General features: G+C 61.0%; 31 protein-coding genes and 1 tRNA gene. 19 read left to right on the top strand and 13 right to left on the bottom strand.

The features are described 5' to 3' along the window. Positions 1 to 46: 46 nt before the first annotated feature. Both BM364_RS06925 and BM364_RS06920 read left to right on the top strand, forming a co-directional pair. On the top strand, positions 47 to 526 hold the full coding sequence (locus tag BM364_RS06925; protein WP_092422700.1) for a peroxiredoxin: 480 nt from the start codon (positions 47 to 49) through the stop codon (positions 524 to 526). Between the two features lie 83 nt (positions 527 to 609). Next, positions 610 to 1,749 carry a M23 family metallopeptidase gene (locus tag BM364_RS06920; RefSeq protein ID WP_092422697.1) on the top strand — a complete coding sequence of 380 codons (1,140 nt, stop codon included), beginning with the start codon at positions 610 to 612 and terminating at the stop codon, positions 1,747 to 1,749. 15 nt (positions 1,750 to 1,764) lie between these two features. Here BM364_RS06920 and prfB read toward each other — a convergent pair. Continuing rightward, positions 1,765 to 2,893, bottom strand: a protein-coding gene (gene prfB / locus BM364_RS06915; RefSeq protein ID WP_139232518.1) for a peptide chain release factor 2 whose coding sequence is annotated in 2 segments (ribosomal slippage) — positions 1,765 to 2,823 and positions 2,825 to 2,893 — 1,128 coding nt in all. Because the reading frame shifts where the segments join, the coding sequence is not laid out codon by codon here. A 78-nt stretch (positions 2,894 to 2,971) separates the two neighbouring features. Beyond that, the gene (locus BM364_RS06910) at positions 2,972 to 3,478 is read right to left on the bottom strand and encodes a peptide deformylase (protein WP_280140628.1); all 507 of its coding nucleotides are present in this window, start codon (positions 3,476 to 3,478) and stop codon (positions 2,972 to 2,974) included. 62 nt (positions 3,479 to 3,540) lie between these two features. On the opposite strand from BM364_RS06910, the gene BM364_RS06905 reads away from it, so the two are divergent. From BM364_RS06905 to BM364_RS06885, 5 genes are all read left to right on the top strand, one after another. After that, a tRNA-Arg gene (locus tag BM364_RS06905) sits at positions 3,541 to 3,617 on the top strand. 172 nt (positions 3,618 to 3,789) lie between these two features. After that, a complete protein-coding gene (gene gntA / locus BM364_RS06900) occupies positions 3,790 to 4,491 on the top strand; it encodes a guanitoxin biosynthesis heme-dependent pre-guanitoxin N-hydroxylase GntA (protein WP_092422688.1) in 702 nt (233 codons plus the stop codon). Then, a complete protein-coding gene (locus tag BM364_RS06895) occupies positions 4,488 to 5,078 on the top strand; it encodes a DUF1989 domain-containing protein (RefSeq protein ID WP_092422685.1) in 591 nt (196 codons plus the stop codon). Before gntA ends, BM364_RS06895 begins: the two co-directional genes overlap by 4 nt. A gap of 14 nt (positions 5,079 to 5,092) precedes the next feature. Further along, entirely contained in the window at positions 5,093 to 5,317 is a 225-nt protein-coding gene (locus BM364_RS06890) for a hypothetical protein (RefSeq protein ID WP_092422682.1), read from the top strand. Between the two features lie 132 nt (positions 5,318 to 5,449). After that, positions 5,450 to 5,722, top strand: a complete 273-nt coding sequence (locus BM364_RS06885) for a hypothetical protein (RefSeq protein WP_092422679.1) — start codon at positions 5,450 to 5,452, stop codon at positions 5,720 to 5,722. Positions 5,723 to 5,751: 29 nt separating this feature from the next. On the opposite strand, the gene BM364_RS06880 is transcribed toward BM364_RS06885, so the two are convergent. The 5 genes from BM364_RS06880 to BM364_RS06860 are packed head-to-tail and all read right to left on the bottom strand — an operon-like array spanning position 5,752 to position 10,864. Continuing rightward, a complete protein-coding gene (locus BM364_RS06880) occupies positions 5,752 to 6,489 on the bottom strand; it encodes an ABC transporter ATP-binding protein (RefSeq protein ID WP_092422676.1) in 738 nt (245 codons plus the stop codon). Next, entirely contained in the window at positions 6,486 to 7,328 is an 843-nt protein-coding gene (locus BM364_RS06875) for an ABC transporter ATP-binding protein (protein ID WP_092422673.1), read from the bottom strand. The genes BM364_RS06880 and BM364_RS06875 overlap by 4 nt, the downstream gene beginning before the upstream one ends. Beyond that, positions 7,315 to 8,217: an ABC transporter permease gene (locus BM364_RS06870; RefSeq protein ID WP_092422670.1), complete on the bottom strand. Its 903-nt coding sequence runs from the start codon at positions 8,215 to 8,217 to the stop codon at positions 7,315 to 7,317. Before BM364_RS06870 ends, BM364_RS06875 begins: the two co-directional genes overlap by 14 nt. Beyond that, the gene (locus BM364_RS06865) at positions 8,214 to 9,242 is read right to left on the bottom strand and encodes an ABC transporter permease (protein ID WP_092422666.1); all 1,029 of its coding nucleotides are present in this window, start codon (positions 9,240 to 9,242) and stop codon (positions 8,214 to 8,216) included. Before BM364_RS06865 ends, BM364_RS06870 begins: the two co-directional genes overlap by 4 nt. Positions 9,243 to 9,268: 26 nt before the next feature. Continuing rightward, on the bottom strand, positions 9,269 to 10,864 hold the full coding sequence (locus BM364_RS06860) for an ABC transporter substrate-binding protein (RefSeq protein ID WP_092422663.1): 1,596 nt from the start codon (positions 10,862 to 10,864) through the stop codon (positions 9,269 to 9,271). A gap of 123 nt (positions 10,865 to 10,987) precedes the next feature. On the opposite strand from BM364_RS06860, the gene BM364_RS06855 reads away from it, so the two are divergent. The 7 genes from BM364_RS06855 (at position 10,988) to BM364_RS06830 (ending at position 17,267) form a co-directional block, all read left to right on the top strand. Then, a complete protein-coding gene (locus tag BM364_RS06855) occupies positions 10,988 to 11,698 on the top strand; it encodes a FadR/GntR family transcriptional regulator (RefSeq protein ID WP_092422660.1) in 711 nt (236 codons plus the stop codon). Positions 11,699 to 11,814: 116 nt separating this feature from the next. After that, positions 11,815 to 12,717, top strand: coding sequence for a 5-dehydro-4-deoxyglucarate dehydratase (gene kdgD / locus BM364_RS06850; protein WP_092422657.1), 903 nt, complete (start codon positions 11,815 to 11,817; stop codon positions 12,715 to 12,717). A gap of 62 nt (positions 12,718 to 12,779) precedes the next feature. Further along, positions 12,780 to 13,805 carry a mannonate dehydratase gene (locus tag BM364_RS06845; protein WP_092422655.1) on the top strand — a complete coding sequence of 342 codons (1,026 nt, stop codon included), beginning with the start codon at positions 12,780 to 12,782 and terminating at the stop codon, positions 13,803 to 13,805. 95 nt (positions 13,806 to 13,900) lie between these two features. Further along, positions 13,901 to 15,214, top strand: coding sequence for a GH1 family beta-glucosidase (locus BM364_RS06840; protein WP_092422652.1), 1,314 nt, complete (start codon positions 13,901 to 13,903; stop codon positions 15,212 to 15,214). 281 nt (positions 15,215 to 15,495) lie between these two features. Further along, positions 15,496 to 16,644, top strand: a complete 1,149-nt coding sequence (locus tag BM364_RS06835; protein ID WP_210186394.1) for an FAD-binding oxidoreductase — start codon at positions 15,496 to 15,498, stop codon at positions 16,642 to 16,644. Beyond that, the gene (locus BM364_RS18585) at positions 16,598 to 16,900 is read left to right on the top strand and encodes a BBE domain-containing protein (RefSeq protein ID WP_210186393.1); all 303 of its coding nucleotides are present in this window, start codon (positions 16,598 to 16,600) and stop codon (positions 16,898 to 16,900) included. Before BM364_RS06835 ends, BM364_RS18585 begins: the two co-directional genes overlap by 47 nt. 157 nt (positions 16,901 to 17,057) lie before the next feature. Then, entirely contained in the window at positions 17,058 to 17,267 is a 210-nt protein-coding gene (locus BM364_RS06830; RefSeq protein ID WP_092422649.1) for a hypothetical protein, read from the top strand. Between the two features lie 5 nt (positions 17,268 to 17,272). On the opposite strand, the gene BM364_RS06825 is transcribed toward BM364_RS06830, so the two are convergent. From BM364_RS06825 to BM364_RS06815, 3 genes are read right to left on the bottom strand one after another with little or no spacing between them, the layout of a single operon-like run. Next, on the bottom strand, positions 17,273 to 18,304 hold the full coding sequence (locus tag BM364_RS06825; RefSeq protein ID WP_092422646.1) for a response regulator: 1,032 nt from the start codon (positions 18,302 to 18,304) through the stop codon (positions 17,273 to 17,275). Next, positions 18,301 to 19,680: a sensor histidine kinase gene (locus BM364_RS06820; protein ID WP_092422643.1), complete on the bottom strand. Its 1,380-nt coding sequence runs from the start codon at positions 19,678 to 19,680 to the stop codon at positions 18,301 to 18,303. Before BM364_RS06820 ends, BM364_RS06825 begins: the two co-directional genes overlap by 4 nt. Next, on the bottom strand, positions 19,677 to 20,204 hold the full coding sequence (locus tag BM364_RS06815) for a putative pterin-binding protein (RefSeq protein ID WP_175528492.1): 528 nt from the start codon (positions 20,202 to 20,204) through the stop codon (positions 19,677 to 19,679). The genes BM364_RS06820 and BM364_RS06815 overlap by 4 nt, the downstream gene beginning before the upstream one ends. Positions 20,205 to 20,488: 284 nt before the next feature. Between BM364_RS06815 and BM364_RS06810 the strand changes: the two genes are divergently transcribed. Together BM364_RS06810 and BM364_RS06805 are read left to right on the top strand one after the other, a co-directional pair. Continuing rightward, complete coding sequence (locus tag BM364_RS06810) at positions 20,489 to 20,752, top strand: hypothetical protein (protein ID WP_092422637.1); 264 nt, start codon at positions 20,489 to 20,491, stop codon at positions 20,750 to 20,752. Positions 20,753 to 20,903: 151 nt separating this feature from the next. Then, positions 20,904 to 21,074 (top strand): DUF2934 domain-containing protein, encoded by a 171-nt coding sequence (locus BM364_RS06805; RefSeq protein WP_092422634.1) that lies wholly within the window; start codon positions 20,904 to 20,906, stop codon positions 21,072 to 21,074. Positions 21,075 to 21,111: 37 nt separating this feature from the next. On the opposite strand, the gene BM364_RS06800 is transcribed toward BM364_RS06805, so the two are convergent. Next, complete coding sequence (locus tag BM364_RS06800; RefSeq protein ID WP_092422631.1) at positions 21,112 to 21,402, bottom strand: hypothetical protein; 291 nt, start codon at positions 21,400 to 21,402, stop codon at positions 21,112 to 21,114. 116 nt (positions 21,403 to 21,518) lie between these two features. On the opposite strand from BM364_RS06800, the gene BM364_RS06795 reads away from it, so the two are divergent. Further along, the gene (locus BM364_RS06795; protein ID WP_092422628.1) at positions 21,519 to 22,124 is read left to right on the top strand and encodes a 5'-methylthioadenosine/S-adenosylhomocysteine nucleosidase; all 606 of its coding nucleotides are present in this window, start codon (positions 21,519 to 21,521) and stop codon (positions 22,122 to 22,124) included. Here BM364_RS06795 and BM364_RS06790 read toward each other — a convergent pair. Next, positions 22,117 to 22,443 carry a hypothetical protein gene (locus BM364_RS06790; protein ID WP_092422625.1) on the bottom strand — a complete coding sequence of 109 codons (327 nt, stop codon included), beginning with the start codon at positions 22,441 to 22,443 and terminating at the stop codon, positions 22,117 to 22,119. The genes BM364_RS06795 and BM364_RS06790 overlap by 8 nt on opposite strands. A gap of 116 nt (positions 22,444 to 22,559) precedes the next feature. Between BM364_RS06790 and BM364_RS06785 the strand changes: the two genes are divergently transcribed. Both BM364_RS06785 and BM364_RS06780 read left to right on the top strand, forming a co-directional pair. Then, the gene (locus BM364_RS06785) at positions 22,560 to 22,904 is read left to right on the top strand and encodes a hypothetical protein (protein ID WP_139232517.1); all 345 of its coding nucleotides are present in this window, start codon (positions 22,560 to 22,562) and stop codon (positions 22,902 to 22,904) included. 92 nt (positions 22,905 to 22,996) lie between these two features. After that, on the top strand, positions 22,997 to 23,485 hold the full coding sequence (locus tag BM364_RS06780) for a cell wall hydrolase (RefSeq protein WP_092422619.1): 489 nt from the start codon (positions 22,997 to 22,999) through the stop codon (positions 23,483 to 23,485). On the opposite strand, the gene BM364_RS06775 is transcribed toward BM364_RS06780, so the two are convergent. Continuing rightward, positions 23,482 to 24,024: a DUF2076 domain-containing protein gene (locus tag BM364_RS06775; RefSeq protein WP_092422616.1), complete on the bottom strand. Its 543-nt coding sequence runs from the start codon at positions 24,022 to 24,024 to the stop codon at positions 23,482 to 23,484. The two genes, BM364_RS06780 and BM364_RS06775, sit on opposite strands and share 4 nt — an antisense overlap. Positions 24,025 to 24,037: the final 13 nt, after the last annotated feature.

Here is a 24,037-nt window from a genome sequence, read left to right as displayed (position 1 = left end):
GTGGCGCTGACAGCCTCTATCTAACCCTAACTCAAGTGAGCCTATCATGACTCAACTAAGTATCGGCGACACGGCTCCCGACTTCACCCTTCAGCTCGACGATGGCAGCACTTTCACGCTGTCCGAGCACCGCGGCAGGCACATCGTTCTGTTCTTCTATCCCGAAGACCTTACGGGCGGCTGCACAGATGAGAACATCGAGTTCAGCGGCCTTTACCAAGAGTTCCTCAGGCGCGGCGCAGTGCTTGTCGGGATCTCGCCCGACGCGATCGAGTCTCACCGGAAGTTTCGCAGCAAACACCATCTCTCCGTACCACTCGCCGCAGACCCCGACCACCTCGCCATAAGAGCCTTCGGCCTTTGGCAGATGAAGAAGCTCTACGGGCGTGAATTCATGGGACTGGTGCGCACAAGCTTCATCATTGATGCCGACGGACGTATCGCCCGCTCCATCCGCGCCACACGCATCAAGGGGCACGCCGCCAAGATGCTGGCAGCACTCGATGAAGTCATCGCCGCGGGCTGACCCCTAGAATAGTTTTTCAGCTTTCTTAACCATCCCGGCTCATAGTCTGCTTACCATATGAGTGCAGGTGCGTGAGGGGAAACATGGTTGGCCACAGGGGCGGCTTCGAGCGGCGCAAGACCCAGCGACCACCTGCAAGAGGCATCCATCCCAGCCTATTCTACGGGATGTTCGCGCTTTTGTTCTCCGGCAACATCATGGCCGGAACGGCGCTCTATATGGCACCTGACATTGCTGGCATCTTCAACGGCCAGACTGAGGAGATCATCGGTGCCTACGAAGATCGTATCGCCCAGCTTCGGGTGGAAATCGACCGTCTGAATTCACGCAGCTTCGCCCAGACCGGTGACATCAATCTTCAGCTCCAGGAGTTGAGCCAGCAGCAGGAAGTGCTGTTCGAGCAGCATCAGCTGGTCAGGGTTCTGGTTGAGAAAGCCGGCTCTCTTGGCATTGCCGCATCAGACATCATGCCCAGTCCTGCGGCTGACGTTGCGGTTCTCAACCAGACGACCGGCAATCCCGACGTCGATGCAACGGCCGTCAGCCTTGAACGCATGATGGGCGAAACGCAGGTCGCCATGCAGGGGATCACAACCGCGGCAACAAGTCGGGCCGAGAACATCGCCTCGGAGATGCGTCAGCTGGGCCTCGATGTTCCCGCACCTGAAATGCCGCTTTCCGGTATAGGCGGCCCTCTTCTCCCGGCCAAGGACGAGTTGAGCGGCACGCCGATGCTCGACGATGCCAACGCCGTCATGGCTGCGCTTTTGCGCTACAAGGCGGCTCGCGACAGCCTCGAAGCAGCGCCAGTCCATATGCCGATCTCAGGCAATTTCCGCCAGAGTTCGAACTTTGGAAACCGGAAGGACCCATTCACCGGCGGCCGTGCCTTTCATGCCGGTATCGACTTCGCCGCCCCGACGGGAACTACAGTTCTGAGCGCTGCTGCCGGCGTGGTCTCGTTCGTGGGCACCAAATCAGGCTATGGCAAGGTCGTCGAGGTGACCCATGAGAATGGTCTTCTCACCCGTTACGCGCATCTGAGCGGATACCTTGCGCGTGAGGGCCAGGCTGTCAACGTCGGAACCCCGATCGCCAAGGTCGGCTCCACCGGCCGATCCACCGGACCTCATCTTCACTTCGAAATCCGCAAGGCGGACGAAGCAATCAACCCCAAGGCATTCATCGATGCCGGCAAACGCCTCGGGGCAATGTTGAGCTGAAGGGCGCGCGCCCTTCTATGCGTCGTCGCCGGCAACGTCGGTTGCGACGCCCACTCGCTGTGCGAGAGCCGCTTCCATGAAACCGTCGAGTTCTCCATCCAGAACCACGGATGGCTGACCGCTTTCGACGCCCGTCCGCAGATCCTTGACCATCTGGTAGGGCTGTAGGACATAGGAACGGATCTGGTGTCCCCAGCCGATATCGGTCTTGTTGGCCGCCTGAGCGTTCGCGGCTTCCTCGCGCTTTTGCAGTTCCATCTCGTAAAGACGGGACTTGAGCATGGCCATGGCCGTTGCACGGTTTTTGTGCTGGCTGCGTTCCTGCTGGCACGCCACGATGATACCGGATGGCACGTGCGTGATGCGGATTGCCGAGTCGGTGGTGTTGACGTGCTGGCCGCCTGCACCCGATGCGCGATACGTGTCGACCTTGAGATCGCTTTCGTTGATCACGATGTCGATGGAATCGTCCACCACTGGATAGACCCAGCAGCTTGAAAAGCTGGTGTGCCGGCGTGCCGCCGAGTCATAGGGGCTGATCCGGACGAGGCGATGCACCCCGCTCTCGGTCTTGAGCCAGCCATAGGCATTGTGCCCCTTGATAAGGACAGTCGCCGATTTGATGCCGGCTTCTTCCCCATCATGCATTTCGAGCACTTCCACCTTCATCTTCCGGCGCTCGGCCCAGCGGGTATACATGCGCAACAGCATGTTCGCCCAATCCTGGCTTTCCGTACCGCCGGCGCCCGAGTGGATTTCGACATAGCAGTCATTGCTGTCGACCTCGCCCGAAAGCAGGGTCTCGATCTGCTGCCGCCGTGCCTGGCCCTTGAGTTCGATCAAGGCGTTTTCAGCATCGCGCACGATATCGGCATCGCCCTCGGCCTCGCCGAGTTCGATCAGTTCGACATTGTCGCGGATCCCGGCTTCGAGTTCGCGCACGGCCTTGACGGCCACGTCGAGTTCGTCGCGTTCGCGCATGGTGACGCGCGCTTTTTCCGGGTCGCTCCAGAAGTCGGGAGATTCAGTTTGCGCTGTCAGCGCGTCGAGACGGAGTTGAGCTGTATCCCAGTCAAAGATGCCTCCTCAGCAGGGTCAGAACCTGCTCGATTTCGGCGACGGTCTTTTCGATTTCCGTGCGCATTGATCATTCCTTATTTGCCCGCCCCGTTTATCCAAGCCAGGCCACAGGATCAACCTTTGCGCCCGACGACCGCCGAAATTATCGCCCCTGCACCTTGTTGAAGCGCCGGATGGCTGCGTCGCGTTTGAGACGTGAAAGCCGGTTCAGGAAGAACACGCCGTTCATCTGGTCGATCTCGTGTTGCGCAACTCGCGCCGCAAAGCCGCTCAGCGCCAGCTCCTGCCCTTCTCCGCTTTCATCGTCAAACCGCAGTCTTGCATCCCTTGGCCGGGAAATGGCCACCTCGATGCCCGGCATGGACACAGAACCCTCTAAGCCAGTTTCCTCTGGTCCGACTGTCGAGAGGACCGCAGGATTATAGAGCACGCGATAATCCCGCGCCTCCGAAGCTGCGACACTCACCACCACAACCGGCTCAACCACCCCAATATGCACGGCGGCCAATCCATAGGCATTGACCCGCCGCGCCGCCGCAAGCAGACGTCGTCCCACTTCGAGCAGCGCATCATCCACCGGTCGCCGATGTGCCGACATGCTGAGTCGGGGATCTGGAAAAACAATGAAGTCAGACGACACGCGATCCATCCCAGATTCCCAATCAGTCCGCCTTGCACAATACATGAGGCGCTGCTACTTCGAACATGGCTGGTCCCGTAGCTCAGCAGGATAGAGCACAGGATTCCTAATCCTGGGGTCGTGGGTTCGAATCCCGCCGGGATCACCAGTCTTTTCTCTGCATTCAATAGGCTTCTGGCATACCGGCCTTATTCCGGCGAGCCTATCGCGGCGCGTAGGGCCAACACTCACCGCATGGTCATCGCCCCTCCTCGCACTCGTGATGGAACGGTTGGCGGGACAAACCTTTGCTACACAGTTCCATTAGTGTCTGTGGTTCCATGCGATCAGAGTTAGAGCTTGCCCTGGAGGAGTTCGTCCGGGCCCCGTCTTTCCCCTGTGTTGGTGCAAAATCTGCTTTGGGAAAAGGTCAGTTGACCACCTATGTGGCGCGAAGCATCGAGAGTGCCTGGAACGATGTCGATATCCAGGATCAACTGATGCAGTTTGCCTGGCGCTACCAGAAGGAGCCGACGCTTTTTACAAGCTTCGCGGTCATTTTCGAAGGACCCGGTGACCTTAATGAGTCACAGTTCGAAGAACGCATGTGGGAGCGCATCCAGTCCCTGACCGAAAAAGACAGCTGGCGCGGACAGACTGTCGATCCGCGGGTCAGCGCCGATCCCGATGATCCGCATTTTTCGCTCAGCTTCGGTGGTGAAGCCTTTTTTGTCGTTGGACTTCACCCCAGAGCCAGTCGCCCTGCCCGTCGCTTCGCCTACCCCACGATGATCTTCAATCTTCATGATCAGTTCGAGGCGCTGCGAGCCCAAAACCGGTACGAGAAGCTGCGCGGCTCGATCCTCGAAAGAGACCTTGAGCTGGCGGGCAGCATCAACCCGATGCTGGCGCGACACGGCACCGTTTCAGAGGCCCGGCAATATAGTGGGCGAAACGTGCCCGATAGCTGGAGCTGTCCCTATCACCGCGAAGACAAGCCAGCAGCAGCCAATCCCTTGGGTGGAGCAGAGAAGCAAGCATGAAGCCGAACAGCTTTGAAATACCGCCACGCTCCGGAGCTGCGTTCGAGATCAAGGCCGGCCAGGTCCTGACCGTTATCGATCCCCTTGGAGGTCAGGTGGCCGACCTCCTCGCAATCGCGCAAAGCGATCGCCGCGAGATGATCTCCTCTGGTCGCACCCTTGATTATGCCGAAACCATCTATCTCACGACTGGCAATCTACTCTATTCCAACCGATCAAATGTCATGCTGGAGATCACCGGGGATACGGTCGGCCGGCACGACTTCCTGCTCACCCCATGCAGCGAAGCCACGTTCCGCCTCTGCTACGACGATGAGCCGCCACACCAGGGCTGCCTCGGCAATCTCCACCAGGCACTGAGCCCCTATGGGATTGCCGAAGACGATATCCCCGTCGCCTTCAATTGCTTCATGAACGTGCCTGTCGATGGCGCCACCGGCAAACTCAAGGTCCTGCCGCCTCTGAGCAAGGCGGGAGATCACATCAGCTTCCGCGCGCGTATGGATCTTATCATCGGGCTCACCGCATGTTCTGCCCCCGCCAGCAATGGAGGCAGTTTCAAACCCATTCATTATCGGGTCGACTAGAAAAGGGAGGCCACATGAACGATTATGACGTAAATCCGGAGGAGCTGAAAACGCTGGCTCTTTTCCAGAGCGAGCAAGCGCCTGACGATGTGGACACCCACCACCTTGCCAAGCTCTTATCTCTCGCTCTGCTGGTCCAGCGCGAGGGAGGAACGATCCTGAGCGACTCCGGCCGCCGATTGCTGTCGCAGGCTGGCACCTCTGAAACGGTGCATGTCGAAGGTTCGGGACGAATTTGACTGGCTGGCGAAGGGGCGCCGTAATCCCCATCAGCCTCCAAACTTCGCACCACGGCTCGCGTTGTCTCGACGGACACTCGGCAGCGCTCCGACAGCCGCCTGCCTGCCATATAGACCTGAGGAGGACAAGCGATGACAAAGGCTCCGACGACTGATCAGATCCGCGCCGAGATCGACAGCGGCCAAACCGGAGAAAAGGTGGGCTTCCCCGACCCAGCCGCAGCACCGCTCGGTACGGATGCCGAGGCGGGCGGGCATGCGGCGACAGCCGCGGACCGGAAGCTGGAAGCACGCACCAAGACACACCATGTGGAACGCCACCGTCCCATCGGGTTCTGGATCTATGGCGCAGTTATCGGGCTGATCGCCATCGCCGCGCTCTGGATCGTCCTCGGCGCGCTGTAAGCCTGACCCTTGGCGACTATCCCGCCAAGTCAGATATAGCTGGCTTCGAACAAGGTCGTTGAATAGGGGTGATGGGTCGTGCCAGAGGCAAGATCCTCCGAGCTGAGCTCGTCGACGAATTCACCTTCCTTCATCACCAGCACCCGGTCGCACATGTGAGCGATCACCGAGAGGTCGTGGCTGACGAGGAGATAAGTGAGCCCCCTCTCCTCCCGCAAATCCGACAACAGGTTCAGCACTTCGGCCTGCACCGAGACGTCGAGCGCCGATGTGGGCTCGTCGAGCAAGAGGATCTGCGGCTCGAGCATTAGGGCACGAGCAATAGCGACGCGCTGACGCTGTCCGCCCGAAAGCTCATGCGGGAAGCGCTCGGCAAAGCTTGCCGGCAGACCGACCTGCTCGAGTGCAGCGGCAACCCTGTCCCAACCATCGCCGATCTTCATCGCGCGTACCGGTTCGGCCAGCACGCGCTCGATCCGGTGACGAGGGTGGATCGATCCGTAGGGGTCCTGAAACACCATCTGCGCGAGCTTGAGATGCTCGAGGCTGCGCTCGCGGTCCACAGGCTTGCCGTCCAGCCGGATATCTCCGGTCCAGTGGCGGTCGAGCCCTGCAAGCGAGCGCAACACCGTGGATTTGCCGCAGCCGGATTCACCCACGATGCCCAGCGTCTCGCCGCGCGCAATGGAGAAATTGACATTCTTGACCACCTGACGGCGCTTGGCGTCGCTGCCGAACGAGACAGATAGATTTTCGACCGCGATCATGAACGGGCCTCCAGGCTGTCGATGGCGCTTCGATCAAGCGTTTGCAGGCGGCGCACGGGGCGGCGTGGATCCGGCATGGCGGCAACGAGACCCCTGGTATAAGGGTGCTGGGCATCTTCGAGCCTGGTCAGCGTTTCCACTACCCGGCCCTTGTACATCACCAGAATGCGCTGGCAGAACGCGGCCACCATGCGGATATCGTGGCTGATCAGCATGAGCCCTGAATTGTTTTCGCGCACCAGTTCGTCGAGCAGCTTGAGAACGTCGCCGCGCACGCTGACGTCGAGCGCCGAAGTGGGCTCGTCCGCCACAACAAGGCGCGGCCGCGCGAGCAGCATCATGGCGATCATCACGCGTTGACCCATGCCCCCGGAGATCTGGTGCGGGTAAAGGCCCATGACGCGCTCGACATCTGAGATGCGAACGCGCGCGAGCATTTCTGCGGCCTTGGCAGTCGCATCCTTCTTGCTGATCCGCTGATGCAGCAGCGCCGCTTCAGAAACCTGTTTGCCCACCGTCAGCACGGGATTCAGTGAGTAGCGCGGATCCTGCATGATCAACGCCATGCGATTACCGCGCAGGCTGCGCATCTCGCGTTCCGGACGCGTCAGCAAAGGCGCACCGTCGAAATCGAGTTGGCTGGCTTCCACATTGGCGGCCGGCGGCAGCAGCCGCATGATGGCGCGGCCAAGCGTGGACTTGCCCGAGCCGGATTCCCCGACAATGCCGAGCCGTTCGGCACCGAGATCGAAGCTCACGCCATCGACAGCGCGAACGCCTGACCGTCCGAAGCGTACGGCGAGGTCACGAACGGAAAGGATGGTTTCAGGAGCGGGCATGGCGAGGATCCAGAATGTCGCGTAGCGCGTCACCGACGAGGTTGAAGGCAAGGCTGGTCAGAAGGATGGCAAGGCCCGGCATCACCGCAACCCACCAGCTATCGAGCATGAACTGGCGTCCGCTCGAGATCATCGCGCCCCATTCGGGTGCCGGAGGCTGGGCGCCGAGGCCGAGGAAGCCAAGCGCGGCTGCCGTGAGGATGATACCGGCCATGTTGAGCGTCAGGCGAACGACGACCGAGGGAATGCACATCGGGGCGATATAGAGAAACAGAAGCCGCATCGGCGAGGCGCCATAGAGACGGGCAGCTGCAACGTAATCGGTATTGCGCACGATCAGCGTTTCGGCGCGCGCAAGACGCGCGATCGGGGGCCAACCGGTCAGCGAGATGGCAACGATCGCTGTTTCCAGCCCGGCCCCGAGCGCAGCGGCAAAAGCAAGCGCCAGGATCAGCGAGGGGAACGAGAGCACGATATCGGTGAAGCGCATCAGGATCGCATCCGTCCGCCCGCCGACGAACCCGGCAATGATGCCAACCAGCATGCCCACCGGCCCCACGATCAGGGTAACCGCCATTACAGTCTGGATGGTGATGCGCGTGCCGTAGATCAGGCGCGAAAGGATGTCGCGGCCAAATTCGTCTGTCCCGGCAAGATGCTGCCAGCTTGGCGGCTGCAGCGTGTTGGACAGATTTTGGGCGGTGGCGCTATAGGGCGCAAGAAGCGGCGCAAAGATCGCGACGATGACGAGGATCGCCAGAACGATGAAGCCGAAGAGGCCCACCGGTTCGCGCGACAGCTTAGAGAGCGCGCCCTTGAGGCCGCGCCCCGTGCGAGAAAGCACGAGCGAAGCCTTGTTTTGCTTGCCAGCAGAGGTCGCAATGCTCATGCGGTCACCTCACGAGTACGCGGATCGAGCACCAGATAGGCGAGGTCCGACAGGAAATTGAGCATCATGAAGATGAAGCCGATGATGAGAGTGCCCGCAACGACCGCGTTCATGTCGCCGATCATCAGCGCACTGGTCATATACTGACCGATGCCGGGCCAGGAAAAGACCACTTCGGTGACGACCGCGCCTTCAAGAAGGCTGCCGTAGGAAATGGCGAGGACCGTAACGAGCTGGACCGCAATATTGGGAAGAAGATGGCCCGAAACGATCCGCCAGTTCGATGCGCCCTTGGCCCGGGCGGCGATCACATAGTCCTGGTTGAGCTGTTCGAGGGTGAAGCTGCGGGTCATGCGGGTGATGTAGGCCATGGCCGAATAGGCCAGGATACAGGCGGGCAGGATGATGTGATTGACCGCGTTCCAGAACACTTCCTGATCGCCGGCAAGCAGCGAGTCGATCAGCAGCAAGCCGGTTTGCGGCTCGACGAGGCCTTCAAGATAAACATCGACGCGCCCCGGCCCGCCAACCCAGTTGAGGGTGGCATAGAAGATGACGAGGCCGACGATGCCGAACCAGAATACCGGGATCGAGTGACCGACAAGCGAGATGACGCGAGCGAACTGGTCGAACCAGCTATCGCGGAAGAACGCCGCCGTCATCCCCAGCGGCACACCAATCGCCGTTGAAAGGATGATGGCGAGGGTTGCGAGTTCCAGCGTCGCCGGAAAGGCGGAGGCAAGATCGTTGACGACCGGATTGCCGGTCAGGATCGCGGTGCCGAGATCGCCCTGCAGCAGCGAGGTCAGGTAGACCCAGAACTGCTGGTAGATCGGCAGATCGAGACCCAGCCGCGCCCGCATGGCGGCGTAGGCGGCTGGGTCGGCCAACTCGCCCACAATTGCGCCGACGGGATCGGTGGGAAGCACACGACCGATCACGAAGGTGACGACGAGCAGGAGGAAAAGGCTGACGAGCAATTGCCCGAGGCGCTTTCCCAGCTCCAGGAGAGTGAATTCCTTCATGATCGGTCGTTCAGTCCAGTCTGGTTTCAGTCGGTCTTGGTAACGTCGTCGAGGCGCGTGAGCGACCACGGATGGCCCTCATAACCCACGACGCGGGCGTTCACGACGATAGGCTCGAAGCGCTCGAAGAGCGGCAGCACGGCGGGAGAAGCCGCGATGAACTTTTCCTGCAGTTCAACGGCCATTTCGAGCCGCTTTGCGGCATCGCGCTCACGGTTGGCTTCTGCGCGCAGGTTGTGCAGCTCGGGGATATCCCAAGCCGAACGCCACACGAAGTTGCCGGCATTGTTGGCTTCGAGCGAGTTGTCCGGATTGTTGGTGAAATTGTCCAGAGCGCCGATTGCGGTTGGGTCTGCAGCCGAGTTCTGCGGCAAAAGCAGATCGAAATCGCGCGCACGGTGCGAGGCGACGATGTCGGCGCCATTGCCCTGCTGGATGCGGACATTGATGCCGATTTCACCCAGATTTGCCTGGATGGCAGTTGCAAGGTCGACACGCGGCGCCTGTGCGATGGTCTTGAGCGTCAGCGAGAACCCATTGGGATAGCCGGCTTCAGCAAGAAGCTCGCGAGCTTTTTCCGGCTGGAACGACCAATCCGGGTTGGCAATTGCGCCTTCCCAATCTTCCGGCACCGGCACGTTGCGGGCGCGGCCATAGGGGCCAAGCACGGTCTGGCCAATGCCTTGGTAGTCGATGCCATAGGCAATTGCTTCGCGCACCAAGGGGTTGCTCAGCGCTTCGTGACCGGCATTCATCGCCAGCACGTAGAAGCCGCCGGTCTTGACCTGGTCGATAACGAAGCCGTCCTTGTTTTCAAAGGTCCGGACGTCCGGAGCGCTCAGGGCATTGGCGATATCAATATCGCCGCGCTCGAGCATAAGGCGCGCAGCCTGGCTTTCCGGCGCATGGCGGAACACGACGCGGCGCATGGCCGGCTCACCGCCCCAGAACTGGGCATTGGCTTCGAGGATGACAATGTTGTTCGGCGTCCAGCGGTTGAGCGTATAGGGACCGGAACCGGCCGCATTGGTGCGCAGCCACTCATTGCCGTAGTCGTCGTTATTGATGTGCTTTTGCACTTCGACGCTGTCGACGATGCTCGCAACGCCATTGGTCAGGCGATAGAGCAGCGCGTCGGGCGTGATGGCATCGGTGGTTTCGATGCGGAAGGTCTTGTCATCGATTGCCGAAACCAGGCCTTCGATCGTGTCTGCGTTGTAGCCGAAGGTCTTGAAACCGGCGGCAGCGGACTGATCGAGCTTGAGCAGGCGAACGAGGGAAAACACAACGTCATTCGCTGTCACGGGATTGCCGGACGAGAACGTCGCATCGCGCAGGTGGAAGGTGATGCCGGTATCGTCGATATCCCAGCTTTCCGCCAGCTGACCCTTGACCGCGAAATTGTCTTCGCTATCGAAATGAACCAGGCGGTCGTAAGTATTGGCCAGGATCTCGAGGGTCTTGGGCTCAGTGCCCTGCTGCGGGTCGAGCGAGAGCAACTGCGCCAGCGAGGTGCCGATGACCAGCTGGTCATTGGGCGTGGCGGCAAAAGTTGCTGGCACGACAGCGGTCATGGCCAGGAATGCAGCACCGATCATCAGGTGCTTTGAAAAATGCTTCATTAAACGTCCTCCGCGCGATACCATATAGACGTACGATGTCGTTGGTATGTCGTAATATGAATATGGCCTTTCCTCGCGGAAGGCAATAGGTGTGGAAATCGCCGCTTCGGAGGAGAGCAGAATATGGAACAGGTCCCGACGCGCCGTCGTCAACGCCTCGCACAAACCCTTATCGACGAACTGAAAAAACAGATCGAGAGCGGCGCATTGGCAGTCGGCGACCGCCTCCCGACTGAACCACAACTTGAAGCGCAGTTCGATGTCAGTCGCACGGTTGTGAGAGAGGCGATCGCTGAATTGCGCGCTTCGGGCCTCGTCACTCCCGTGCAGGGAAAGGGTATGTTCGTCACCGAGGCGCTCGGCAACACCATTCTAGCTCCCCTGACGCCCACTGAAATCCAAAGCATCCCACAAACCCTTGAAATGATTGAGTTTCGGATTGCCGTCGAGGCCGAGGCTGCCGCGATTGCCGCCTACCGCCGGTCTGCCCAGCAGGAATCCGACATTCGCACCGCCAATCAGTATCTTGCCGCCAAAGTCGAGGCTGGCGAGGCCACGATAGACGCCGATTTCGCCTTTCACGAAGCGGTCGCAAGGGCGGCCAACAACCGCCACTTCATCGATACCCTCCATCGGTTCGGCGCCCGCTCGATTCCCCGCAGCCAGTTCCCTACCCTGCCCGACACCGAAAGCCAGAAATACCTCGCCAAAGTCGTCAGCGAGCATCAGCTGATTCTCGAGGCCATTTCGGACCAGGACCCGGACGCCGCACGGCAGGCGATGCGCGATCATCTGGCTGGTAGCCAAAAGCGTTATCGGCAGCTTGCGCGCTAAAGAACGCTCGACACACACAGCAAGTCATATTATGTCATATGTCTGAGACGAACGGCGCGTATGTCGCAGCCGTCGGCACTCAGCCTCTATTCAACTTGCCCATTAGGACTTGTTTCATGACGCCCAACGAGCTCAAGGTCGCACTTGGCAGCGGACTGCTTTCTTTCCCGGTCACCACCTTCAAGCCCGACTTGAGCCTCGATGAAGAGGCCTATACGGCCCATATCGACTGGCTCGATGGTTTCGGCGCCGCAGCGCTCTTCGCTCCCGGCGGCACGGGCGAAATCTTTTCGCTGACCCCGGCAGAAGTCGCCAACGTCACCCGCATCGCCAAGTCCCATGCCGGCAAGACCCCGATCCTGGGTGGCGCGGCCTATGGCACGGCCATGGCCGTCGAAATGGCCAAGAACGCCGAAGCCGCCGGCGCCGACGGCATTCTCCTGCTCCCGCCCTATCTGATGTTCGCTGAACAGGATGGTCTCGTCGCCCACGTCAAGGCCGTGTGCGATGCCGTGGGCATCGGCGTCGTCGTTTATAACCGCGACAACATCATCCTGACCGCCGGCAGCATCCAGCGCCTGGCTGACCAGTGCCCCAACCTGATCGGGTTCAAGGACGGTCACGGCGAGGTCGACCGGATCATCGAGATCACCGCCAAGCTCGAAGACCGCCTCGTCTATATCGGTGGCATGCCCACCCACGAGCTTTATGCCCAGGCCTATTTCTCGGCCGGCGTCACCACCTATTCGTCCGCAGTCTTCAACTTCATTCCCGAGCTGGCGCAAAAGTTCTACTCCGCGCTCCGTTCGGGCGACAAGGCGACCACCGACGGGATCCTGAAGAACTTCTTCTTCCCGCTCGTCGAGCTGCGCAACCGCAAGAAGGGTTATGCCGTCTCGATCATCAAGGCAGGTCTTGAAGCACGCGGCCGCCAGGCTGGCCCGGTCCGCCCGCCATTGACCGACCTGACGGCCGGTGAAATGACTGAGCTCAAGGCCCTGATCGCCAAGGTCGCCTGATCACCCCATCGCTTTAGGCAACAACGGGTCTTGCCGCCAAGGCAAGACCAAGGGAGATGACAATGTTCGTAGGAACACAATTGAGCGGCGGCATGGTCGAAGAATTCGGCGATGCCCATCTGCGCCAGCTTGCCCAGCTCGGGCTCTACCATGTCTGTATCGATCCGCCCGGTTCGCCGCGCGAGTGGACGCGCGACCAGCTGGCCCGCCACATCGAGCGCGTCGATGCCGCCGGCCTCAAGCTCGACATGGTGCAGCTGCCGCTCGCCTCGCTCAACATCGACACCAAGGACATCGACAAGGTCAGCTCCCCTGCCATCGTCCTCGGCGATGACAACGACCGCGACCGTCAGATCGACGGCATCTGCAAGCTAATCGAGAACCTGGCTTCGCTCGGCGTCAATTCGGCAAAATACAATTTCAGCTATCTCGGCGTGCCGCGCACCAAGTCTGAACGCGGCCGCGGCGGGGCTCTCGTTCCCACCTTCCGTGCCGACGAGATCACCAATGCCGACGAGTTGACCTCGGCCGGCCATGTCAGCCCGGATCAGTTCTGGGAGCGCATCACCTATTTCCTCGAGCGCGTCGTTCCCGTTGCCGAGGCCAATAAGGTGCGCATCGCCTGCCACCCCAACGACCCGATGACCCCGCCCAATTATCGCGGCATCGAGGAAAGCGTCATCTCCCACGTTGAGGGCCTCAAGCGCTTCGTCTCGATCTGCGAGAGCCCCTATCACGGCCTCAATTTCTGCCAGGGCACGATCGGGGAAAGCCTTGAAAACCCCCGCGAGGAAATCGGCGACGTCATTCGCTGGTTCGGTTCGCGCGGCAAGATCTTCAACGTCCACTTCCGCAACATCAAGGGCAAACGCTTCTCGTTCACCGAAGTGTTCCCCGACGATGGCGACATGGACATGCCCGCCGCCTTCAAGATCTACAAGGAAGTCGGCGTCGATTGCATGATCATGCCCGACCACGTTCCGACCATTGACGGCATCTCGCCCTTCGAAACCGGCTTTGCCTTCTGCTACGGCTATATCATCGGTCTTTTCCAGGCCAATGGCTGGGACGCTTACGGCCGTCCCTGACCCGCGTTCAGGCTTCGCTTCCTCCCTTGCTGAAGCCTGGTGGCTCCCCGGTTTGCGCCGGGGAGCTATTTCGTCTCTTTTCTCAGGACATTCTCATGTTTTCGCATAAGCGCGCCGATTTCGGCCCGGATTTTCTTTTCGGCGTGGCCATGGCCGCCCATCAGATCGAAGGCGGCCAGACCGATGGCCGCGGTCCCTCGATCTGGGACACATTCGCCAATACCCCCGGCAATACCCGCAACTTCGACAATGGCAACATCGCCTGCGATCACTACAATCGCTGGGCCGAAGACCTCGATCTTATCCGTGACGGCGGGTTCGATGCCTATCGTTTCTCGTTCTCCTGGTCGCGCCTCATCCCCGAGGGCACCGGCGCCATCAACCAGGCCGGCGTCGACTTCTACGATCGCCTGATCGACGGCATGCTCGAGCGCAACATCAAGCCACTGGCAACGCTTTATCACTGGGATCTGCCAAGCGCCCTGCAGGATCGCGGCGGCTGGATGAACCGCGACACGACCTCCGCCTTTGCCGACTATGCCGCCTTTGCCGCCGAAAAGTTCGGCAGCCGGCTCGAAAGCATCGCGACCTTCAACGAACCCTGGTGCATCACCGTCCTCAGCCACTTCCTCGGTGCGCACGCCCCGGGCTATCGCGACGTCCGCGCCACCGCCCGCGCCATGCACCACGTGCTGCTCGCCCACGGCCTCGGCATTAAGGCGATGCGTGAGGTCGGCACCAACAAGAACCTCGGCATCGTGGTCAACATGGAAAAGTGCGACCCAGCGAGCGACAAGCCCGAGGATATCGAAGCGGCAGCGCTCGGCGACGCCATCTTCAACCAGTTCTTCCTCGATGGCGTACTCAAGGGCAGCTATCCCGAAAAGGTCACAGACATCCTCGAGCCGCACCTGCCCACCAACTGGCGCGACGATATGGCAACGCTCAACCAGCCTCTCGACTGGGTCGGCATCAACTACTACACCCGCTTCCTTTATACCGCCGACCCCAAGGTTCCGGTTTTCCCCTTCACCCAGGCCCGCGGCCCGCTTGAGAAAACCAATGTCGGCTGGGAAGTCATCCCCGAAGCTCTGACCGAGTTTCTGGTCCGCGTGTCCAACCACTATCCGGGCCTGCCGATCTACGTTACGGAAAACGGCGCCTCGGAGACCGACGAAGCCAAGCGCATCAGCTTCTTCGACCGCCACTTCGCCGCTATGGTCGAAGCCAAGAAGCAGGGCGTCGACCTCCGGGGCTACATCGCCTGGACACTGATCGACAATTTCGAATGGGCCGAAGGCTTTACTCCAAAATTCGGCATCGTCGGCATGGACCCAGAAACCCTCGACCGCCAACCCAAAGACAGCTACCGCGCTTTCCAGCAAATGCTGCAATCCTCGCCGGCCTAATCCCAGGCGGAACCTTCGGGCAACCACAGAGCTGCTGGGCTTCAGGGCTTGGCAGCACCCCCCATCACGAGCGTCTTCGGGAACCGCATGGCATCCCACAAGGCTTGCTGACGCCACTCGATCGTCTGACACCAAGCCTTCCCCCTGCTCTCTCCCCCTTCGCCTCCGCGAATAAAATATTCGCATTATGCCCCCGCAAATGAGTGGGGATGCCCTAAGGTGAATTAAATATTCCTCGCCGCCATCAACCGCCCCTGAGGGCGTTTTTTGGAGCGAAGAAGATGAACGTTCTGATGCGAGTGGGAGCGGCCGAGACAAGCAGAGCCTTGGCTCCCGCCATCGAAGTCCTAGGCTCTCGCCTGGCTGGCCAGTTGGTGCTGCCCGGTGACGAGGATTACGAGATCGCGCGAGCTCTGCCCCATCTTAATTGGGATCACAAGCCGATCTTCATCGCGCTGGTGCGTGACGCCGCCGATGTTGCCGACGTTGTCGATTTCGCTCGGCGAAATGGGCTTGAGATTGCAGTGCGCAGCGGCGGCCACTCGGTTTGCGGACACAGCAGCGCCGATCGTGGCATCGTCATCGACCTGCGCGAGCTCAAGGGCCTCGACATCGATACGGAGGCCCGCACCGTCTGGGCCGGATCCGGCCTGACAGCCGGAGAAGTCTCGCGAGCGCTCGATGAGCACCAGATGGTGGTCGGCTTCGGTGACACTGCCTCGGTAGGGATCGGTGGCCTGACTCTGGGCGGCGGCATGGGCTATATGTCACGCCGGCTGGGGCTGACGATCGATGCACTTCTCGCCGCCGAGATCGTGACGGCCTCTGGCGATATCCTGTTTGTCGACGAAACCCATGAGCCCGACCTTTTTTGGGCAATCCGGGGCGGCGGCGGCAATTTTGGCATCGTCACGCGCTTCATGTACCGCCTCCATCCGCTCCCGGACTTTGTGGGCGGCCCGTTGGTGCTGCCGGCGACGGCGGAAATCCTCGCGGGTTTCGTCAACGCAGCCAAGGCAGCGCCCGACGAACTCACCGCCATCCTGATGGTCATGCCTGCCCCGCCAATGCCATTCCTGCCGGAGGCGATCCACGGCCAGACGGTTCTTTTCGCAATGATGGCCTATGCCGGTTCGCCGGAAACTGCTGCCCACGCGCTTGCTCCATTCCGATCGCTTGCCATGCCGCTTGCTGATCTGGTCCGGCCGGGCCCCCTATTCGAGCATGTATATGCCCGAACAGCCCGGCATGCGTCCCGCAGTTTCAGTGCGCTCCACCTTCATGGACAGCATGACGCTCGAACAGGCCCGCGAGATCCTTGCTCGTCTGGACCTTTGCCACGCCCCAATGCACATGGCTCAGATCCGTGTGCTCGGCGGCGCGGTGTCCGCCCGGGACAACACCGCGACCGCCTATGCTCATCGTCGTGAAACCATCCTGACTGGCTTTCTGGCAATGGACCTGAGCACCGAAGCCGCGTCCCGGCACGATAGCTGGGCCGCCGAAAGCGTTGCTGCGCTTCGGGGTGTAAAGGGCGCCAACTATGTCAATTTCCTCGCAGATGAGGGCCTTGAAGCGCTCAAGGCCAGCTATCCCGGCGAGATTTGGACCCGCTTGCGCTCCATCAAGCGCCGCTACGATCCCGGCAATCTTTTTCGGCTGAACCAGAACATTCCGCCGGCTTGAATTTAATGCGCAGCATACCAGCTGCGCCTCAACTCTCCTCACAAGGCACTTCAATGACACAGCGTAATCTCTTGATCTCCGGCCTCTATGTGCTGGCCATAACTCTCCTAGCCCTGCCCTACGGGCTCTCCCTTTGACATGACGATGCGAGGCCATCATGCACTTTTCAGACCCTATCGATTTCGACGAAGCCGCCCATCCCGAACTCAGCGATATTTTCCGCGGGATCGACATTGGCATAGCAGCCATCATTGCCAGTGATCCGACGCTCAGGCGGAAGTCGCCGGCCCGCCGCAAGCGCGCTGCTGTTGCTTCGAAAGCGCCTTCCAAGCGCCCTGTAGGCAAGTCGCGGCGCAGCGCGGCATGACCCACTCAGGCTTCGCTCAGGTTGACCGGATTGGCAATGAAAAGGCTGATCAGGTCTGCCTGGCGATCCGTCTCGGTTTTGCGGAAGAGATTCTTGAGCGTGTAGGTCACCGTGTTGCGCGAAAGGCCGAATTCTTCGGCGATCTCGTCGATCCGCAACCCCCGAACAAGCGCAAGTGCCAGTCGCGTTTCTGCCGGTGACAGACCATAGAGCTGGGCCACGGCTTCCGCCGCATCGCTCGATCGCCATTCGGGGTCGGTAACGAAGAGGCTGACAACTGCTTCGCCCGTCTCGCCTGCCTTGCTCCCGAGCGGACAGGCAACTGCAAAGAGCGGCCGCCGGCCTGAGGCGCGAGAAAGCGGCACCGTATCCGTCGCGCGCCTGTCCGCCTTGCTGTCCCGCGCGATCGCCAGCTCGATGATGTCGCGCAAGGCCTGCGTATGCTGCGGTTTCTCCCCGCGTAGCATTCCCTCATGGGAGAGGCTGATCCCCTCGCCTTCAGCCAGCAGTTCTCCAGCGCGGCGGTTGCGGAACACGACCTTGCGTTCGCGATCGATCAGGAACACACCCGCCGCGATCCGGTTCAGCGCCTCGTCCGCTCCCACCAAAGTCATCCGGCCTGCCGGCTCGGACACCGCTGCGCGACTGCTCGCGCCCTTAATCCGCGCCACCTGATCGAGTCGGGCTGCGATCGTAATCAGCATCAGGTCGAAATCGATCGGCTTGGTGAGATAGTCGTCCACCCCCGCCTCTTTCCCCGCGATGATGTCATTGCGGCCGGCGAGCGCAGTCAGGAAGATAAACGGCAGGTCGGCAAGCTGCAGTTCGAGCCGCACCTTCTTCAAAAGTTCGATGCCGGACATCTTGGGCATGGTGATATCGCACAGCACGAGGTCATATGCGCCATCGAGCAGCAGTTCCAGCGCCCGCATGCCGTTGCCAGCCTCATCCACCTCATAGCCGGCAGCCACCAGCTCCTCGCAGATGTCGGTTCGTAGATCAGCTTCATCTTCGACGCAAAGAATCTTGGCAGTCATGGCTGGGCGGTGACCTCAGGATGTGAATGGGTGGTTGGTTTGTCGCTGCTGTGCGGCAAGCGCGCTGGAAAACTCAGGGTGAAGGTGGACCCCAGCCCCTCTACGCTCTCAACCGAGACACGGCCGCCATGCAGCTCCATGATCTGCGCGACAAAGCTCAGGCCGATACCTGTCCCGGGTATGCTTTCTGCCGTTCGCGCGCGGAAAAACCGGCGGAACAACGAATCGACCTCGTCGGCCGGAACGCCGACGCCCTGATCGGTCACGCTGATCTCGATGGTGTCGCCCGTCCCGCGCGCGCGCACGATCACCGGCTGCCCCTCTGCGGAATATTTGACGCCGTTGGAAACCAGGTTCTGCACCGCCTGCTCCAGCAGCACCGTGTCTGCCAGGATTAGCCCGGGCAGATCTTCCGTCACAATCTCGATGCGCCGCTGATCGTTTTCCGGTTGGTTCTCGATCACGTTCTGAAGCAGGTCCGGCAAGCTGCAGACGCGCAGATTCAGTGTCACCTCGCCCTCGTCGAGCCGCGCCGCGTTGAGCGTCGACTCCATCAGCCGGGTCAGGCGCTGGCAGGCCACACGGATCTTCTCGGCGCGAGACGTGATCTCGTCGCCGCTCATTTGCAGCCCGCGCCGGATCATGCGCTGTGCGCTCGCATCGATAATGGCGAGCGGGGTGCGAAACTGATGCGACACGATGGAGATAAAGGCCCGATGAAGCCTCGAAACCTGCCGTTCACGTTCGAGCGCCGCCTCGGCGCTGACCATGTTCCGGTGATCGCGGACCAGCACAGCCACCAGGATCAACCCTGCCACCATTGTGCCCATCAGTGTGCCCAGCACCTCATACAGCGTGTGCCGCCGCTCGGCCCGCGCCATCGCATCCCGCTCCCGCTTGGCGAAAAGCGCTGCATTGGCAAGGTCGCGTAATTCCGATGCGAGCGTAAGCGCTTCCTGGTGCAGCGCAGAAATCTCTGCCCGATCTTCAGGCTGCAGCGCCGCTAGCCGGACCGTTGCGTCCTCCACCACAGCCCGGAAACCCTGCAGGCGATCGGCCAGTCCGAGTTCCTCGAGCTGGCGGTAAGGCTCTCCGTCTTCGAGAACCACAATCCGGCTTGCCGTCAGATCGAGCGAGAGTTGCACCTCATCGAGCCCGATTTCGTTTTGTCCGTAGCGGGACAAAGCATCCCCGAAGCGTACGGCCTCATATTGACCTTGGCTGGTCAGCCACACCAAATCCTCGGTGATATAGTCCCGGTTCTGGTTTTCTGATGACAAGAGGCGGAGACAGGCGGCAACGAGGAGAATGAACAGCAGCCCCATGGCCAGAAGAGCCACGAGAAAGCGCCGTGTCATCCAGGGCCGCAAGCTCATTCGACCCTGATTTCCCGCAACTGCCACACCCAGCGGTCATTGAAAAGCGGCTCCATCAGCACGGGATAGGCGTCGCGCGGATAGACCACCCAGAGCGGCCCACGGTCCCGCACCGTCATCTCCGTGCCGTTCATCTTGGCAGCCAGCAGCACCTCGTAAGTCGCTGCATCCTCGAATGGAATGCGCGCTTCGTAGTCGTTGATCGCCGTAGCCGTGATTGTCGTCCCGTGCGCGCCCACCCGGTCGAGCACAGCGCTGAGCAGCACTCCCTCGAACGCCTGCACACCATCCGTCCAGGCCGTCGTCGTGTCGACCGCGGTCAGCCCAAGCCCATAAAGCATCTCGCGATCGAACTGCGCCCCGTGCGGGGAATTGGTAACCTCGAGATTGCCGCTGACCACCAGCAGTACGGGCCCCTCTGGGGGAGGCAGCGGCTCAGCTGCCACCACCACTCCTGCCTCAAGCGCGCCAACGGAAAGCGCGAAGGCAAGCGGCGCCCACACCGAAGTCCAAGCTGCCCGCATCTCAAGCACACCCCCGCCTGTCCGCATAGAAGTCGGAATAGAACCCCATATTGCGCCTCGCCAATGCTTTGGTCCAGCGGCTGAAATGCTAAAAACGAGCTAGTCTTGCTGTTTTTTCTCATTTGGGTGGGGACAGGCAAATAAGGACAGCAAGCAACTTGATCAGCGCTCCACCACCCATACGGGTGGCGACGTCACCGAGCCAGCTATGGTCTTAGAGGGCTCAATAAATGCTGTGCCCGCTGATGCCGCGGCTTGGTACTGAACTAGACGGAAAAGTTAAAATGCGCCGGGACTTTAATCGCGATCTTTCCATTGGCACTTATGTGCTTATCGGCTTTGCTGTCGTAGGCGAAGAGGCTGTAGGGTTCAACGCCATGGCCTGGACGCTGGCCGGCCTTTTCTGCGCCTTTCTCGCGCTCTGTCTCGTTGCCGCCATTCTGGGCGCCGGGCAGGGGGCGGAAAAGCAACCCCGCTCGTTTGAGTGGGGTCAGGCCTGGCCATCTGGCGTAAGCCATCGCGGTCAGAGCCGCTTGCGGCGGAACTGATCTCCAAACCCCACTGCCGCCCGCGTGCTGCCGGGCGGCTTTTTTTTGTCCCAGGATGCCGCCGAGCCCAGACGTGAACGCAGTCTTTACCACGCCTTAACCTTGCCGACGCAGGCTTGTGGCGGCTTAGAATGGCTTGGAGAGAACCAGAATGCAGGACGAAATTCAGCGCCGCGCCTACCAGCTCTGGGAACAGGATGGCCGTCCCGAAGGTCAGGACCAATCCTATTGGTTCAAGGCTGTCTCAGAACTGACCGCCCAGGCAGCCAAGACGATCAAACCCGCTCGCAAACGCGCGCCCCGGGTCAAGAAGGCCGCCTGAAACAAAAAAGGAGTTGCCCCGGCAACTCCTTTTCTCTTTACCAGACCCGCGGCCAGTAAACGTCGTCGGCAAAGTCTGCCGGAATGGGAGACAGGCGCCCGATCGCCTGCGCCGCAAAGTCGATCTGCAGGGCCAGATGACGCACCGTGTCCGGCATCGGCACCCCCGTCACGAACTCGCGCACACGCCATTCCTCGAGCTTTATCACAGAGAGCCTGCGTCGCGCTTCCGCCTGCACATCATTGACCTCGATCGAACGGGGCGGAATGGCCGGCGGAGGACTGGCCTCGGTCCATTCTCTTGATCCGGAAATGACGGCGAAGCGCATGACATCCTTCCTTGTTGCTGGTCGGTCAACGGCTGGCATCAATATGTCATGGTTTCGTTACATATCTGGTAAGGTCCACGCCTTGGCAGGCATGGCAGCCATGCTACTCTAGCCCCATGTCCATTCTTTATTTCATGGCCGCACCAGCCGAATATGGCCCGCATCTCCGCCGACGCATTGATCCGGTTCTCACAGGCATAGGTCCGATCGAAGCCGCCATATCCGCCACGCGCACCCTCGCTGCGAGAGCCGGCAGCCTGCCCGATCTCGTGGTCTGCCTCGGCTCTGCCGGTTCGCAGAGGCTTGAGCAATGCGGCGTCTATCAAGCCATCTCCGTGTCTTACCGAGACATGGATGCGTCCGCACTCGGCTTTCCCAAGGGCGAAACGCCGCTGCTCGATCTGCCGCCCACCCTGCCGCTTGTCCCGGCCCTGCCCGGCCTCCGACACGCAACGCTGTCGACCGGCGCCAATGTCGTCTCGGGTACTGCCTATGACGCGATCAGCGAGGACATGGTGGATATGGAGACCTTTGCTGTGCGACGCGCCTGCCAGGGGTTTGGCGTGCCGCTTCTTGCGTTGCGCGGCATCTCTGATGGCGCAGACGAGCTCGGCCGGCTCGAGGACTGGACGCAATATCTGCACATCATCGACGAGCGGCTGGCCGAGGCGGTTGATCGGGTTGAAACCGCCATGGCAGCCGGTGAAATACTGCTCAGCTGACGCGGCTTTTCCGCTTGTCGCGGCGTGAGCGCTGCCAGCTCGTCCACTTACGGCCGCCCCGCAAAATGGCGCTGTTGACCGGTGTCTGCAGCACCACCAGATCGAGCGCCAAGAGCAAGAGACCGAGCGGCAGCATCCAGATGCCCAAAACCGGCAGGAAGCTGAAAATGCCTCCGAGCACCAGAAGGATGCCCAGCGGGATCCGGTAAAGACGAGCCTCGGGCCGCCGGATGCGCGCCAACCACCCAGCAGCCACTGCGGGTATCTTGCGTTCTAGCCGGTCGAAGAGCCTGTTGAGGCGTTGCGCGCTCTTGCTCATTCATGTGCTCCTTTGCACTCAGCGGTGCGCCAAGCCTGTGGCGTTTCGAAGGCATAAAACCGCGACGGAACCGGTAGAGTGCCCATGGCGTTCCGCACGCAACCATGGAGCAAAACATGTCCCTTGCCGATCTCTTTTCGCCCCGCCGTCACAAGCCCGATCCTCTTGATATGCTCGCCAGCCAGATCAGCGATCTGCGTCGCCAGACTCGCCAGATCAGCAAGGTTGTTTCCCATCGTGCCGAATCCGCTTCGCACCGTGCCGGCGATACGATCGAGGACTGGAGCGATGCGGTGGCCGATCTGGGACGGGAAGCGGCGCAGCAAGGCGCCTGGCTCGCCGGTCTTGCGAGCCGCAACATGGTCAAGGGCGCGCGCGCCGTGCAGCGTGATCCCATTCCGTTGATCGCTGTGGTCGGCACTGCGCTTCTGGCCGTCAGTCTCATCACCCGCCGCCGCTAACACTTCGCTAACCCTCCTTCTGAGGTCTTCCTTAAGCCTGCTAGCGCATTTTCGGAGCGAGCCGCAACGCGGCAACACTCCGGAGATGCACCATGAAACCGCTTACCAAACTCGCCCTCCGGATGGGCGTTCTTTCCCTGGCTGCAGTCAGTTTAAGTGGGTGCAGTTTCCTCGGCATCAATTTCGCCATGAACCAGATGAGCGAAAAGGAATGCATGATGCGCGCCATGTATTTCGAATCCAATCGCTCGAGCGCTGAAGGCATGCTGGCCGTCGGCACGGTAGTCATGAACCGGCTCAACGATGCACGTTATCCCAAATCCGTCTGCGGCGTCGTCGGCCAAAAGAACCAGTTCGCCAGCGGCGTTCTCACCAAACCCATGACAGACAGCGGCGCTGTCCTTGCCTCCCAGGTCGCCGATCAGGTGCTTCGCGGCTCCCGCCACCCTGGCGTTCAGAGCGCGCAGCATTTCCACACAGCCGGCATGCGCTTCCCCTACAACAACATGTACTATGTGCTCGAAGCGGGCGGCAACGAGTTCTACGAAAAGCGTGATCCGCGCAGCGGACGGCTCCTCTAGAAATCACCGCCGACGTCGAAGTCACCGAAATCGTCACCGCCGTCATCCATCGCGGTGTCATCGGCGGCGGTATCGGGCGGCGTTTCCTCGGCCCGCACATCGTCGGCAAACATGCCGGCTATGGCGCTGCCAAGCAGTAACCCGCCCGTTACCCCGAGCGCCGTCTGCGCCGCTCCTGCAAGAAAACCTCCCCCCGCGGCCTGGCGTCGGATCCCCTCGTCCTGAGCCGAACCCCATGGACCGCGGCGAGAGGCCTGGGGGGCACTGGGCCGATCATTTCCGAATATCCCGCCGAGAAAGCCCCGGTCGCCGCCGCTTGCCTGCGCCTCCAGTGCCTCTATCCGCTGCTGCGCCTCGCGCAGCGCCGCCTCCTGCACGATGATCGTTTGCGCCATGTAGTAGGCTGCAACCGGATTTTCACTCAGGCGTTGGCGGATCAGCTGCTCGGCATCCGCATCGCGCGGCCCGCTATGGCCCTCGACATTGCGCAGGCGCTCGAAAAGATCCTCAATGGCGCTCTCGTCTTCGGGTCTAAGCATGCCGGTCTCCCTT

The sequence above is a fragment of the Devosia crocina genome (assembly GCF_900116545.1).
GTDB classification, from domain to species: Bacteria; Pseudomonadota; Alphaproteobacteria; order Rhizobiales; family Devosiaceae; genus Devosia; species Devosia crocina.
Note: the sequence above shows the minus strand (reverse complement) of the source record. Positions and strands in the feature narration are given on the sequence as shown.